The 14,195-nt window shown below is 50.0% G+C and carries 9 protein-coding genes; 6 read left to right on the top strand and 3 right to left on the bottom strand.

Going from position 1 to position 14,195, the window contains the following annotated elements; all coding sequences use genetic code 11:
• Nucleotides 1–9 precede the first annotated feature (9 nt).
• Nucleotides 10–957 (bottom strand): zinc metalloprotease HtpX, encoded by a 948-nt coding sequence (locus tag B0F88_RS12705; protein WP_104424304.1) that lies wholly within the window; start codon nt 955–957, stop codon nt 10–12.
• Nucleotides 954–1,601 (bottom strand): MlaC/ttg2D family ABC transporter substrate-binding protein, encoded by a 648-nt coding sequence (locus tag B0F88_RS12700; protein WP_104424303.1) that lies wholly within the window; start codon nt 1,599–1,601, stop codon nt 954–956. The genes B0F88_RS12705 and B0F88_RS12700 overlap by 4 nt, the downstream gene beginning before the upstream one ends.
• 540 nt (nt 1,602–2,141) lie before the next feature.
• Between B0F88_RS12700 and B0F88_RS12695 the strand changes: the two genes are divergently transcribed.
• From B0F88_RS12695 to B0F88_RS12680, 4 genes are all read left to right on the top strand, one after another.
• Nucleotides 2,142–3,743, top strand: coding sequence for an NAD(P)-binding protein (locus B0F88_RS12695; RefSeq protein ID WP_104424421.1), 1,602 nt, complete (start codon nt 2,142–2,144; stop codon nt 3,741–3,743).
• A gap of 202 nt (nt 3,744–3,945) precedes the next feature.
• Entirely contained in the window at nt 3,946–7,527 is a 3,582-nt protein-coding gene (gene nifJ / locus B0F88_RS12690) for a pyruvate:ferredoxin (flavodoxin) oxidoreductase (RefSeq protein ID WP_104424302.1), read from the top strand.
• A gap of 58 nt (nt 7,528–7,585) precedes the next feature.
• Entirely contained in the window at nt 7,586–8,638 is a 1,053-nt protein-coding gene (locus B0F88_RS12685) for a DNA-methyltransferase (RefSeq protein ID WP_219820847.1), read from the top strand.
• The gene (locus tag B0F88_RS12680) at nt 8,635–9,528 is read left to right on the top strand and encodes a hypothetical protein (RefSeq protein ID WP_104424301.1); all 894 of its coding nucleotides are present in this window, start codon (nt 8,635–8,637) and stop codon (nt 9,526–9,528) included. Before B0F88_RS12685 ends, B0F88_RS12680 begins: the two co-directional genes overlap by 4 nt.
• 344 nt (nt 9,529–9,872) lie before the next feature.
• Here B0F88_RS12680 and B0F88_RS12675 read toward each other — a convergent pair whose 3' ends face one another.
• Nucleotides 9,873–11,708, bottom strand: a complete 1,836-nt coding sequence (locus B0F88_RS12675; protein WP_104424300.1) for a flagellar hook-length control protein FliK — start codon at nt 11,706–11,708, stop codon at nt 9,873–9,875.
• Between the two features lie 391 nt (nt 11,709–12,099).
• Between B0F88_RS12675 and prmB the strand changes: the two genes are divergently transcribed.
• Nucleotides 12,100–13,029 carry a 50S ribosomal protein L3 N(5)-glutamine methyltransferase gene (prmB, locus tag B0F88_RS12665; protein WP_104424298.1) on the top strand — a complete coding sequence of 310 codons (930 nt, stop codon included), beginning with the start codon at nt 12,100–12,102 and terminating at the stop codon, nt 13,027–13,029.
• A gap of 2 nt (nt 13,030–13,031) precedes the next feature.
• Nucleotides 13,032–14,120: a chorismate synthase gene (gene aroC / locus B0F88_RS12660; RefSeq protein ID WP_104424297.1), complete on the top strand. Its 1,089-nt coding sequence runs from the start codon at nt 13,032–13,034 to the stop codon at nt 14,118–14,120.
• The last annotated feature ends 75 nt before the right edge of the window (nt 14,121–14,195 follow it).

The raw sequence follows: 14,195 nt of genomic DNA, 5'->3' as shown, positions 1-14,195 counted from the left end.
TAATGCCGGTCAGTACCAGAATCCGCCTAAATGCCAGCGGGGTTTTCTGATCGATTTACGATAGTGGGCGGGGATGTAAAACTTCTCGTGGATTGAATATTGCAGAGTTTGCCGGGAAGGCTTCTTTAGGCTTAACAGCTGTTTTATTCTTTCTTCGGTTTCAGGATGGGTTCTGAGGATTGATGGAATCGATGCGCCATGACCGCTGCGGCCAAACAGCATATCGAAAACCGATGATTCGTAGAGTTCTAGTTTTCTTAACGCCATTGCCAGACCTTCGGGGTCGCCTGTTAATAAAACGGCGTGGCGGTCGGCGTCAAATTCCTTCATTCGGGATAATGAAAGTTGCAGCGAACTCATAATCGTAGGCGCCATAACGAGCACGCCCAATGCAGACCAGGAAATGGTAACCAGGCCCATGAAATACAGCGGTAAATTGAAAAAAATCAATAGAAAACCCGTTAAAGACAAGGCGCTGGTGACTCTGCTGATGATGTCGGCATAAGTCATTACCCGCACATCATTATGCCGGATATGACTGATTTCATGCGCCAGCACGGCAATAATCTCCCGTTCGCTCAACGAATTTAGCAGGGCGTCGCTGAGGCCGATGGCCGAGTTTTCGGACGTGCCTACGGAAAAAGCATTCATGATTTGGCTGGGCAGGTAGTAAATCGCGGGCAGCGACGGCAAATCGGCGCGGGCGGCCAGTTCCCGTATTATCTGATAAAGGCGGGGCGCATCGTTTTCCGACAGCAGCTTTCCCTTATACATGGAAAAGATAAAAGACGGCGATATGTTCGGGCTAATAACAAGTATCATCACGCCCAGAGCTGCCGCCCATAAAATACCCGTGGCCCCGGCCAAAATAAAACCCAGCAGCGACAAAATAGCGCCCATGCAAAGAAAGAGCGCCAAGGTATGAATGAAGTTTTTTAGATTGTGGCTGACCGTCATGAGGAACCTTTTGCAGCAAGCGCTTCAATATTACGTTTGGCCAGTGCATCGATCACGGCGCTTAATGAGCCTTTCTTTTGTATTTCTTCGCTAAAACTCGAACGGTAATTAGTCACCAGGCTCACACCGTCAATCATAATGTCGTAGACTTTCCATTCGCCTTTACTCAGGAACATCCGGTAATTTACATCGACAGGCTGACGGCCGGGTTGCAGAACTTCCGTTTTGACGATGACTTTTGTGGCCTCATCCGCCATTTCAACCGGCATGTAACGTATCGACCAGTCGTTATATTCCACAAACGCCCTGGAATAGGTTCTGACTATCAGCGTTTGAAATTCATGTTTAAAACGCTCTTGCTCCCCGCTTGTTGCTGTTTTCCAGTATTTTCCCAAAACTAACGGTGCGATTTTGTCGAAATCCGTATGCGGGTCAATGACGTTGTGAACATACTGCGCAACTTGAGCAAAATTCTTGGTAAAGGATTTATCCCGCAGTTTTTGCTGTAGTTGTGTCGAAACATTTTGTATGACCTGCTGCGGGGGCTGCAAATTATCGGCCATTGCTTTGGTAGCCGGCATTAGAACGAGCAGTATCGTAAAAAATAAACCGACTGCGGCATATCGTTTAGTTGTATTTCTCATAATTAATTGATGTTACACGGTTCTTATCTGTTGCAGAAAGGTGTCGCTGACGCGACGGTTATTTGGATCGGGTTCTCGCGCCCGAAAGCGAGTTACTTTCTTTTACGTCGCCTAAAGCGCGTACTGTTGGTGCTCTCGGCAATTGCTCCGTGCATTTCTGTCTCCTGCATAATCCAGAACTCGTGGGTTATGCAGCAGAAATCGACGAAAACTGCGTGTCTTTTTGCGGTAAAAAGCGCCAATCCCGGTGGATTGCGTGTTGACGACTATAAGTCTGAATGAGGGGAGTGTCAATTAGCGATAAAATGCTTGATTCATAAAGTTTCTCCGATCATTGAACAATTGAAATAAAACCCCGCTAGTATTTGCGGATTGCCTAACGTCGTTCTGGCTTACAGGGTAGAATAGGCAAAGTGTCCGCATCTTGCCGGGTGTGGATGATTTAGTTTGAACACACAGTCCGATTGGGCGATTGCAAGTTACCTCGGCAATAAATCTGAACCGCAACCATTGAGTTAAGCGCATATGAAACACCACGATATGACCACTCCACCGGATTTGACATTGAGTACCGGCACTGGCCCGCAGCAACGGCGCATGCCTGTTTACGAAAACTACCTGCCGCCTTGCAATAATGCCTGTCCGGCCGGTGAAAACATCCAGGTTTGGCTGGATTTAGCTCAGGCCGGACGCTATCAGGAAGCCTGGAATAGCTTACTGGAAAATAACCCGATGCCCGCCGTGCATGGCCGCGTCTGTTACCATCCTTGCGAATCGGCCTGCAATCGGGTGGCGGTCGACGGAGCGGTCAGCATTCATGCGGTTGAACGCTTTCTTGGCGACATGGCCTTCGAACAGGGCTGGACGCCGCAGATCGTCGGCGAAAAATCCAATAAACGGGTGCTGGTGGTCGGGGCGGGACCCAGCGGCTTGTCGGCGGCTTATCATCTTGCCCGTTTGGGCCATGACGTTGAAATCAGGGACGCGCAACCGATAGCGGGCGGCATGATGCACTTCGGCATTCCGTCTTACCGCTTGCCGCGCGAAGTGTTGGCAGCCGAGGTCAAGCGTATCGAGGACATGGGCGTAAAGATCACGCTGAACCGGAAAATTGAAGATTTAAAAGCGGAAAAAGAAGCCGGGAATTTTGATGCGGTTTTTGTCGCCGTCGGAGCGCATATAGGACGCTCGATTGATATACCCTTATACCGCGAAAGCGACACTAGGGATGCGGTCACTTTCCTACACAACATCGGTTTGGGCAAACCGTCCAAGATCGGCAAACGGGTCGCCGTCTACGGCGGCGGCAATACCGCGATGGATGCGGCGCGGACCGCCAAGCGGTTGGGTGCGGAAACTATGGTCATTTACCGGCGCGACCGCAAAAACATGCCCGCGCATGATTTTGAAGCCTCCGAAGCGATCGAAGAAGGCGTGGCGTTTCACTGGCTACGCACCATCGTAGGCATTGACGGCAGCCGCATTCAGGTTGAAATCATGGCCCTGGACGACAAAGGCCGGCCGCAAGCCACCGGCGAGTTTGAAATCATCGAAGCCGATACGTTGATCTTGGCGCTGGGGCAAAATATCGATTCCGAGTTATTAAAAACCTTTCCTGAGATTGAAGCGCAAAGCGACGGCGTGGTTCCCGTTAACGACAACATGATGACCGCCGCAGCAGGCGTTTTTGCCGGAGGCGACATGGTACCCAGCTTGCGCACCGTGACCATTGCGACCGGACACGGCAAAAAAGCCGCCAGAAATATCGACGCTTACCTGCGCGGCACTCAATATCAGCATCCCGGCAAGAAGCACATCGTCCTGCATGAAGAACTCAATCTTTGGTACAGCACCGATGCCGACCAGTCGGAACAACCCACGATGTCGCCGCTAGTGCGGAATAAAAACTTCGACGAAGTGTTGGGCGGGCTGACCTTGGAGGAGGCGACTTACGAAGCCAGCCGCTGTTATTCCTGCGGCAACTGTTTCGAATGCGACGGCTGTTACGGCGCTTGTCCGGAAGGGGCCATTATCAAGCTCGGCAAAGGCAAATTCTACGACGTGAATTACAACCTTTGCACAGGCTGTACCGCCTGCACCTTGCAGTGCCCGACTGCTGCAATCCACATGATTGATAAATAGCGGAACACGGATGGCACGGATTTGACGGATTAGCACTGATAAAATGGGGATATTGAAAGGCGAAAGGCAAAGGGCAAAGGGCAAAGAAACCACCTTTCGCCCTTTGCCTTTTACCTTTTGCTAATTAAATCCGTCGTGCAACCTCATCCGCGTTCCATTATTGAATAGTTACAAATAAACTTTAGTTGCCAGGAAATCCACCATGACCAAACAAGTTACTATCGACGGCGGCGAAGCGGCCGCCTACGTTGCGTACAGAACCAATGAAGTCTGCGCAATTTACCCGATCACCCCGTCTTCATCGATGGCCGAGTTTTGCGACCAATGGACGACGGAACATAAAACCAATCTTTGGGGCGGCATTCCGACTATTGCCGAAATGCAAAGCGAAGGCGGCGCCGCCGGAGCTTTGCACGGCGCATTGCAAACCGGCGCTTTAGCCACAACGTTCACCGCATCCCAGGGATTGTTATTGATGATCCCCAATATGTACAAAATTGCCGGTGAGCTGACCTCGACCGTCATCCATGTCGCCGCACGTTCGTTGGCGACGCAGGGGCTGTCGATTTTCGGCGACCATCAGGACGTGATGAGCGTGCGCATGACCGGCTTTGCGCTGCTGGCTTCCTGCAATGTCCAGGAAGCCCACGATATGGCGCTGGTCGCCCAGGCCACTACCTTGAAATCGCGGATTCCGTTTTTGCATTTCTTCGACGGTTTCAGGACTTCGCACGAAATCAACAAGATCACCTTGCTCGAAGACGATCAAATCAGGGCCATGATCGACGATGTGTTGGTGTTTGCACACCGGGATCGGGCGTTAAATCCCGACAAGCCGATGATGCGGGGAACGGCGCAAAACCCGGACACTTATTTCCAATCCCGCGAAAGCTCGAATATCTATTACGAGCGCACAGTCGACGTGTTCGATGAGGTGTTAAAACAGTTCGAGCAGGTCACAGGCCGAAGCTATAAAGCCTTTGAATATTTCGGTTCCGAAAATGCCGAGCGCATTATCATCATGATGGGCTCCGGCGTTGAAACAGCCGTTACCACAGCGGAAAAACTCAATCAGAAAGGCGGGAACGTCGGCGTGCTGAACGTGCGCCTTTATCGCCCGTTCAGCGCCAAGAACTTCCTGGCGGCGCTGCCTGAATCGGTGCGGCACATTGCGGTATTGGACAGAACCAAAGAGCCAGGCAGCAGCGGCGAACCGCTGTACAAAGACGTTATCACCGAGTTAAGCCAGGCTTTCGCCCACGGCCAGCTTCTTACCATGCCGCGCGTGATCGGCGGCCGTTACGGCCTGTCCAGCAAGGAATTTACGCCATCGATGGTGGCCAGGATTTATCAGGAACTGCAAGCCGAACAGCCGAAAAACGGTTTTACGATCGGCATCATTGACGACGTGACCTTTACCAGTCTCGCGGTTACGGAACATTTGGATATAGAGTCGGACAACGTCGTGCGGGCGATGTTTTACGGGCTGGGTTCCGACGGTACTGTCGGCGCCAATAAAAACAGCATTAAAATCATCGGTAGCGAACCCCAGTATTTTGCGCAAGGGTATTTTGTTTACGATTCGAAAAAAGCCGGATCGCAAACCGTATCGCATTTGCGTTTCGGCCCCGAGCCGATCAAAGCGCCTTACCTGATTGAATCGGCCAACTTTATCGCCTGTCACGACTTCAACTTTATCGAAACCACCGATATGCTGGAGCGGGCCAAACAGGGCGCAACCTTCCTGCTAAACAGCCCGTTTGATGCCGGGCAAATTTGGGGGCAATTGCCTGCGCGCGTGCAAAAGCAATTGCTGGATAAAAATATCCAGTTTTATGTGATCGATGCGGTCAAAGTCGCAAGGCAAACCGGCATGGGCAGACGCATCAACACGGTCATGCAAACCTGTTTCTTTGCGTTGTCCGGCGTCATGCCGAAAGATGAAGCGATCAAAAAAATCAAGCAATATGCCGAGAAAACCTACGCCCGTAAAGGGCCTGAAGTCGTACAACAGAACTTTGAGGCGATAGACCAGTCCCTGGCGCATTTGGAAAAGGTAACCTTGCCTGCAACAGTCACGGCGCTTGCCGACACTGGCCTTGGAAAATTCGCCGATGCGCCGCGCTTTGTGCAGGATGTGACCGCGCAAATGATCGCAGGCAAGGGCGACTGGATTCCGATCAGTTTCCTGCCTGTCGACGGCACTTATCCGACCGGCACCACGCAATGGGAAAAACGCAATATCGCCCAGGATATTCCTATCTGGGAATCCGACCTGTGCATTCAATGCGGCAACTGCTCGGCCGTTTGCCCGCATGCGGCCATTCGCGCCAAGTTCTACACAAAAGACCTTTTGGAGCAAGCGCCGGAAGGCTTTAAAACAGCGAATGTCACTTCGCGCGGCTTCCCCGACACCCGCTACACCTTGCAGGTGTTCCCGGAAGATTGCACCGGCTGTAATTTGTGCGTAAAAGCCTGCCCGGCCGTGTCGGAAAAAGACGTAAGCATCAAAGCCATTAACATGACACCCAAAGCCGAACACCTTGAAGTCGAGAAAAGGTCCGTGGCTTTCTTTGAAAGTTTGCCTTACAACGACCGCGCCCGCGTCGATTTCTCAAATATTCGCGGTGTGCAATTTCTGGAGCCGCTGTTCGAGTTCTCAAGCGCTTGTTCAGGTTGCGGCGAAACCCCGTACTTGAAAATGATCAGCCAGTTGTTCGGCGACCGCATCCTGGCGGCCAATGCCACCGGTTGCTCGTCCATATACGGAGGCAACCTGCCCACAACACCCTGGTCGAAAAATGCGGAAGGAAAAGGCCCGGCCTGGTCCAACTCGTTGTTTGAAGATAATGCGGAATTCGGCTACGGCTACAGGCTGACGACCGATCAACATGTCGCGATGGCGCATCGGCTGCTAACCGAGTTAAAAGATGAAGTGGATGCCAAGCTGGCTGGCGAAATACTCGCAGCGCCTCAAAGCGAAGAAAGCGATATTCGCAAACAGCGCGCACGGGTAGTGCAATTACGCGAGCAATTGGAAAAGCTCGGTACTCACAAGGCCGGAGAATTGTTGTCGATTATCGATCATTTCGTGCGCCGCAGCATCTGGATTATCGGCGGTGACGGCTGGGCCTATGATATAGACTACGGCGGCATCGACCAAGTGCTGGCGACCGGATCGGACGTCAACATCCTGGTTATGGATACCGAAGTTTATTCCAATACCGGCGGCCAGGCTTCCAAGTCCACGCCTATCGGTGCTGTCGCCAAGTTTGCCTCGGGCGGTAAAGTCACGGCGAAAAAAGACCTGGCGCTGCAAGCCATAGCCTACGGCAATGTGTATGTCGCCAGAATTGCGTTGGGCGCCAGTCCGCAGCAGGCGCTACAAGCCTTCCGCGAAGCCGAAGCCTACAACGGCCCTTCGCTGATTATCGCCTACAGCCCCTGCATAGCTCACGGTATCAATCTGGAAAACGGCCTGGAACAACAGGAAATGGCCGTAAAATCAGGCTACTGGCCGCTGTACCGCTACAACCCGACCTTGCGCGGACAAGCCAAAAACCCGTTTATTCTGGACTCGCTACGCCCGACTATTCCGTTGAGAGACTATGCCTATAACGAAACCCGTTACAGCAGCTTAAGACGCAGTAATCTGGAACAAGCCGACAAGCTGATGGATTATGCGCAGAAAGTGGTTGACCAGAAATGGGCGTTGTATGAGGAAATGGCGACGCGGGATGAGCATGAGTTTTTGCCGGATACGCGGATTGCTAGGAAACTATAAAGAGGATAGGTCGGGCGACGGCTTTTCGTTGCCCGACCTTTCGAGAACTGGTAATAGAGTGGATGCCATAGATTTATGTATAAGAATGTCGGGCATAAAAAGCATGCTCAATCTACAGGATTGCGGAAAAGAAGTTATCTCAGCAGCAGGAATCAGGAGATTAATAGTGTCTAGTGTGAATTCTGTCGAACAAGATGAACTCTTTGAAAATGAGTTAAAAGGTAGAAGGCATAAAAAGAAGCAAGATAGCTTATTTTCGCCCGTTTATGAGCACCCAAATGGAACTCTCTACGAAGGCGATTCAATCGAGTGGCTGAAAAGTCTTGAGTCAGAATCAATAGACCTTATTTTTGCTGATCCTCCATATAACATTAACAAGGCAGACTGGGACAAGTTTGAAACGCAAGAAAAATATATCGATTGGTCAATGCAGTGGATATCTGAGGCGCATAGAGTTCTAAAAAAAGAAGGAACTCTGTATGTGTGTGGCTTTTCGGAAATACTAGCTGACATTAAACATCCGTCAATGAAATACTTTAAGGCCTGCCGATGGCTTATATGGCATTACAAAAATAAAGCCAACTTAGGTAATGATTGGGGGCGCTCACATGAGAGCATCCTTCATCTTAGAAAATCAAAAAAGCAAATTTTTAATGTGGATGACGTAAGAGTTCCTTATGGCGGACACACTTTAAAATACCCATCCCATCCCCAGGCTGAAACAAGCCAATATGGAAATGGAGGCAAGCGGAAGGACGTTTGGACTCCGCATCCTAGAGGCGCAAAACCGAGAGATGTTATCGAAGTTCCAACTACTTGCAACGGAATGGGTGAAACAACCAAACATCCCACACAAAAGCCAGAAGAGTTGGTGCGTAAGTTTATTTTGGCTTCTTCAAATGAGGGAGATCTTGTAATTGATCCCTTTTCCGGTTCAGGTACAACCGTAGTAGTTGCAGAACAACTAGGCAGGCGTTGGGCTGGTTGTGAGATTGAGAGCGAATATAATGAGTGGGCGATGGACAGGCTTGATAGCGTAATATACAGAACTAAAGATGATTGGATTGATTTTGATCGAGAAAACGATAAAAGAAGGAATTCTATTAGATGAAATTAAGTGAATTGGTAGGCCAAGCACTAAACAAAGATAATTTTTTGACAGTTGATGATTACTTGGAATTTCCTAAGCATTATCTTGAGTTCATCAAGAACAACTTGCAGGCCGTAATTGTTTCAAAAAACGAAAATCACTATCAGTTTTTTCAGTACAAAAAAGATGGAACATTCAATGTGACTCGACCGATTAACTCGAATCTTTTTTATTCGTTAGAAGATTTTGAAATTTTGTCAAAAAAATTTAACGAGTTAATTGATAGCATAAAAGAAAAAGGATTCGATACCGTCGAGAATAGAGAGTTAATTAATCGGATAATATATTCTGCTCAGCAGTCAATTGGAGCTTGTCTTGATGCTCTTCCGGCAAATCAGTCAAACACCGCTCGGAAGATAAACGGCGACTTATTTGAAAGATTTATTCGTCTAATTATTGAGCGATGCGGTCTTGAAGTAACCGAAGGTACGATTCGGGTTCCAGTAAAAGTGGAAGGTCAAGAAGCATTTAAAATGAACTACCAGCATGACTTGAATTTGATAAAAAATGGCGAAGTTATGGCTATTGGGTCAGTAAAGACATCCAGCAAAGATCGCCTTGATAAAGTTTTTATTGACAAGTTCTTGTACAACCGTCTCACCGAGAAGTCCACACCGCATTTTGCAATTTTTTTAAATGATGTTCAAAGAAAGGGGCAAGAAGGAAAGTATGGTATTAGCGCCACTTTTCTTCCTGGTCACTTCAAAGGTTACACCGTAAAGTTGAACCCTTTGGATGGTGTCTACTATTGTGATATTCGCCCAAATATGGTTTCTGAACCTATCTTAAAAGATCATATAAAAACATTTGATCATTTTGTATTTTCAGATATGTGGGACTTCGTGAAGTAAACGCTATAAGGTGGATTCGCTCGCTCGCTCGCACGCGTCGCCTGGGCACGAAGTAAAATTCTATCGAAGATTAGGTTCTGTTGACGTTTCACTAATCCGGTGGAATCGATCATTTTGAGTAGAATGAACCGGATAAATCTAAGTGATGAAGAATGGCTGCGAATATTGGCAAACTTAAAGATATATCCTTACAGGCGACAGGGAGCTGAATGCAAGCAAGCCGATACCCTTGCTTGAAAACGTTAAAGTCTCTGCCGTTTTAGCGGACAAGGCTTACGACATAAACATTGCGCGATTAAAGGCGTTTCATGAAGCCGGGCGAGAGCGTTAGATCGTCAAAACGTCTACGCCTTATCGTCAAACAGCTTTTTTCCGGTCAGTTGATGAGGATGCGCGGGTTGCGGTTTTTGAGCTCCGTCTAGCGCGTCCATGTGCCCCGTTTTTAATCCCGATTCTTCAAGCTGGTTTTTCAAATAATCAAGGTTGTGTTTGATGAGCTCAGTCGTTTGAATGGCCGGGCTCTTAAAGAAGGTATTGATAACATCGTTTTGGTAGGAAACCAGGCAATGAATCGTACCCAATCCCGGTGGTGTAATCGTGATGTTGACCGACCAGTCGTGGCTGCCGGATTGTTGGTTGTTTTCCTTGTCCCGCTGCACTTCAATCCTGACCGATTCCGCCTGCTGCCTGTCAATAAAAGGAATGTCGATAATCCATAGCTGCTTCGGGTTGTCGTCCTTGGGCAGGGAGGTCAATTGGTCCAGCACTATCTTGGCGACGGTGTTTTCGGTTTTATGTTGCAGGTTTTTGAGCAGGTCAAGATCGACTTGATTTGATAGCTGCTCGCCTTGATGCACAATTTCCTGCTTTAAGGCTTGGATAAATTTAAGCAAGTTGCCTTTGAAGTCATCGGTAATGAGTCCGGCAGTGCTTTTCGGCGTCTCTATCGGGGGGCTTGCCGGGTTTGGCTTTAACGGCGCAGATTCGGCTTCCGCAATAGGCTTTGAAGCAGGAACTCCAGGGCTGTTAAGCAAGGGCTCTTTTTGCGTCAGGTTCTGCAATATTTCCGCGGCGATACGTTGCAGCGACTGGGGGACGCTGGCATTTTTTATCAGTTGGGGGAGCTCATTAAGTAATTCGGCCTGAGTCATTGAGGACGGCAATTTGGCTTCAAGAAACAGCCCTGAATTGACTATCGATTGCTTGAGGCCCTGGCTGGTGATCAGCTGCTCTTTAGGCGGCAGGTTCTGGATTATTTTTGCGGCAATATCCTTCAGAGCTTGAGGCACGCTGTCGTTTTTCATCAGTTGCGGCAAATCTTTTATCAACTGATTTAACATGATCGGTGAAGCTTCATGCCGCGGCAGAAACTGTTTTACAAATTCGGTTATTTTGGCTTCGGGAATGTTGGCGGAGGCAGGAACAATCTTAAATGTGGGCGTGGGGCCTGTTTTAACGATTTCCAGATTAAGGCTTTGTCCTGGTTTTAGATCCGGCGGCGCATTGGTCAATTGCGCTCGATCAATAGTGATAAGGCCGGTTTGTTTGTTGCCTGCATCCGCAGTCGATGAAACCTGCAATTGGATTTTATTTCCGGCGATACTGATTATTTTCGCGTCCAGCGGCTGTGTCGGCAGAAATGAGGCGGGAGCGCCGCCTTGTTTTTCATCGGCAACCGGCCTGCCGATTGAGGCGCTTCCGGCATTAGCGACAGTCGTCCGCGTCGCGCTTGCGGTATTTCCGCCATCAGTCGCAGCCGGCCGCATCGGTTCCTTACCGATTGCAGCACTTCCACCATCCCTGGCGTTCGGTCGCATCGGTTCCCTACCGCTTGCGACACTTCCACCATCCCTGGCGGTCGCAATTAACCTCAAACGCAATTCGGCGGCTTGGGTTTTTAGTTCGGGTAATGAATCGAGCACTTTAAATTCTACGACAGGGGCGACCTGGGTAACCTGGATTTTTAAATCCTGCCCGGGTTTTGGCGTAATCGGCTGGTTGCTTTGCACGGTGACATTCTTGTCGCCGAGGCTTAAGGTAATGGCGTTTTTTGCCGCTTGTATGTCCGCGGCGATTACCTTTACGTCGAGCTGTTGTCCAACCTTCAGGTTTAACGGGTTTTCCGCCAACCTGCTGGAAGCTAACAGGCTTTGGGTGTTGATCGGCGAGTTAATGTCCATTGCAGGATAGATTCGATTTCATTTTTGGCGGTATCCACTCTATTCATGCCGTCATTCGCATTTAAATGGGCAGGTCGTTGATTTATCGATACTGGCCGATTATTGTCATTACGAAACTAATTGTCGGCATGGATCTACATATCTTTAAAATCGCCGGGAAATCTTCGCCGGCGAATAATTTGCAATTTCTTTACGGCAGCTGCAAATGCAGGATCGGGATAAGTCAATATGGGTTCGATGCCGAAGTCTGTTTTAACCAAACTTACGGGGCGGTATTGCTGAGCTTGTTATTGGTTTTGCCCAGGTTGCGTTTCTTTAATATTCAAACAAGCCCGCAAAGTTTAGTTTAAAATCTACCGTTTAGTCGAACCGTATTGCATCTATCTTAGCGATGAAAACAACGCCATCTGAAGTTTTAACAACCTTATCCACCATCCGCGATTATATCCGCTGGGCCGCCAGCCGGTTTACTGAGGCCGGGGTGTGTTTCGGCCACGGCACTGAAACCGCGCTGGATGAAGCGGCGGCGCTGGTTTTACATACCGTCCGCCAACCCTATAACTTGGCCGACGCCTATCTGCAAAGCGTTTTAACGCTGACTGAGCGCCAGGCTGTGATCGATATGGTCGACAGGCGCATTAACGAGCGCATACCGGCCGCCTATCTGACGCATGAAGCCATTTTTGCAGGCCTGTCGTTTTATGTCGACCAGCGGGTGCTGGTGCCGAGATCGCCTATCGCCGAATTGATTGAACAGCGTTTTGCGCCTTGGGTCGATGAAGAACAGGTCGAACGTATCCTGGATTTATGTACCGGCAGCGCCTGCATCGCGATAGCCTGCGCTTATGCCTTTCCCGCCGCCGACGTCGATGCGGTGGATTTATCGGCGGATGCGCTGGCGGTCGCAAAAATCAATGTCGCCAAGCATGATCTGGATGATGCGGTAAGCCTTTACCAGTCGGACTTGTTTAAAGAACTGCCCGATGTCCGCTATGACATCATCGTCAGCAATCCGCCTTATGTGAGCCATGAAGAATGGGAACAATTGCCCGCAGAGTTTCGCGCCGAGCCCGATATGGGGTTTAAGGGCGGATACACGGGATTGGACATCGTCTTGCGTATTTTGGTCGACGCCGACCGTTATCTGGCGGAGCAGGGGATTTTGATCGTGGAAGTGGGCAGCAGCGCCGAAACATTGCAGAACGCATTTCCCGATGTGCCTTTTTACTGGCTGGACTTTGAACGCGGCGGCGACGGCGTGTTTTTGCTGACGGCCGAGCAAGTCAGTCAATATAACGAATTATTTTTAGCGGCTTTATAACTATGTCTGGAAACACAATAGGAAAATTATTCACCGTCACCTCGTTCGGCGAAAGCCACGGCCCCGCGATAGGCTGTATCGTCGATGGCTGCCCTCCGGGCATGGCCTTGACCGAAGCCGATTTGCAGGAAGACCTGGATCGCAGGAAACCCGGCACCTCACGTCACACCACCCAACGCCGCGAAGCCGATGAAGTCAGGATTTTGTCCGGCGTGTTTGAAGGCAAAACCACCGGCACGCCTATCGGATTGCTGATTGAAAACACCGATCAGCGCTCCAAAGATTATTCGAAAATCGCCGATACCTTCAGGCCCGGCCATGCCGACTACAGCTACCAGCACAAATACGGAATCAGGGATTACCGGGGCGGCGGACGCTCGTCGGCTCGCGAAACCGCCATGCGGGTTGCGGCGGGCGGCATCGCCAAAAAATACCTGAAAGAACAGGCAGGCATAGACATACGCGGTTATTTGTCGCAGCTGGGGCCGATAAAAATCGAAAAAGTCGATTGGTCTATTATCGACAGCAATCCGTTTTTCTGCCCCGATGCGGATAAAGTCGCGGACATGGAAGCCTATATGGATGCGTTGCGCAAAGAAGGCGAGTCCATCGGCGCAAGAATTGAAGTCGTGGCAACCAACGTGCCGCCGGGTTTGGGCGAGCCTATTTTCGACCGGCTCGATGCGGATTTAGCCCATGCCTTGATGAGCATCAATGCGGTCAAAGGCGTGGAAATCGGTGACGGTTTTGCCTGCATCGACAGCAAAGGCACCCAGTTTCGCGATGAAATCACCCCGGACGGCTTTTTAAGCAATCATGCCGGCGGCATTTTGGGCGGCATTTCCAGCGGCCAGAATGTAACGGCCAGTATCGCTTTGAAGCCGACCTCCAGCTTGCGGCTGCCGGGCAGAAGCATCAACCTGCAAGGCGAGGCGATTGAAGTGGTTACCGAAGGCCGCCACGATCCTTGCGTCGGCATACGGGCAACGCCGATTGCCGAGGCGATGATGGCGATAGTGATTATGGATCATCTGTTGCGGCATCGGGCGCAAAACTTGAACGTTCAATCGGGACTGCCTGTTTTAAGATAAGAGACAGTTACCCTCATTTCCACATGCGACGTTACTACTATTTAGTAAAGGATTAAACTGGTTAAGCTGGTTCCC

This window comes from Methylobacter tundripaludum (assembly GCF_002934365.1).
In the GTDB taxonomy this organism is placed as follows: Bacteria; Pseudomonadota; Gammaproteobacteria; order Methylococcales; family Methylomonadaceae; genus Methylobacter_A; species Methylobacter_A tundripaludum_A.
This window is presented reverse-complemented; position numbering and strand designations above follow the sequence as displayed.

Bases quoted from the DNA above. Each gene is read 5' to 3' on its own strand.
- B0F88_RS12695 (WP_104424421.1), top strand. From the start codon at position 2,142: ATGACCACTCCACCGGATTTGACATTGAGTACCGGCACTGGCCCGCAG.
- B0F88_RS12675 (WP_104424300.1), bottom strand. From the start codon at position 11,708: ATGGACATTAACTCGCCGATCAACACCCAAAGCCTGTTAGCTTCCAGC.
- aroC (WP_104424297.1), top strand. From the start codon at position 13,032: ATGTCTGGAAACACAATAGGAAAATTATTCACCGTCACCTCGTTCGGC.
- B0F88_RS12680 (WP_104424301.1), top strand. From the start codon at position 8,635: ATGAAATTAAGTGAATTGGTAGGCCAAGCACTAAACAAAGATAATTTT.
- nifJ (WP_104424302.1), top strand. From the start codon at position 3,946: ATGACCAAACAAGTTACTATCGACGGCGGCGAAGCGGCCGCCTACGTT.
- prmB (WP_104424298.1), top strand. From the start codon at position 12,100: ATGAAAACAACGCCATCTGAAGTTTTAACAACCTTATCCACCATCCGC.
- B0F88_RS12700 (WP_104424303.1), bottom strand. From the start codon at position 1,601: ATGAGAAATACAACTAAACGATATGCCGCAGTCGGTTTATTTTTTACG.
- B0F88_RS12705 (WP_104424304.1), bottom strand. From the start codon at position 957: ATGACGGTCAGCCACAATCTAAAAAACTTCATTCATACCTTGGCGCTC.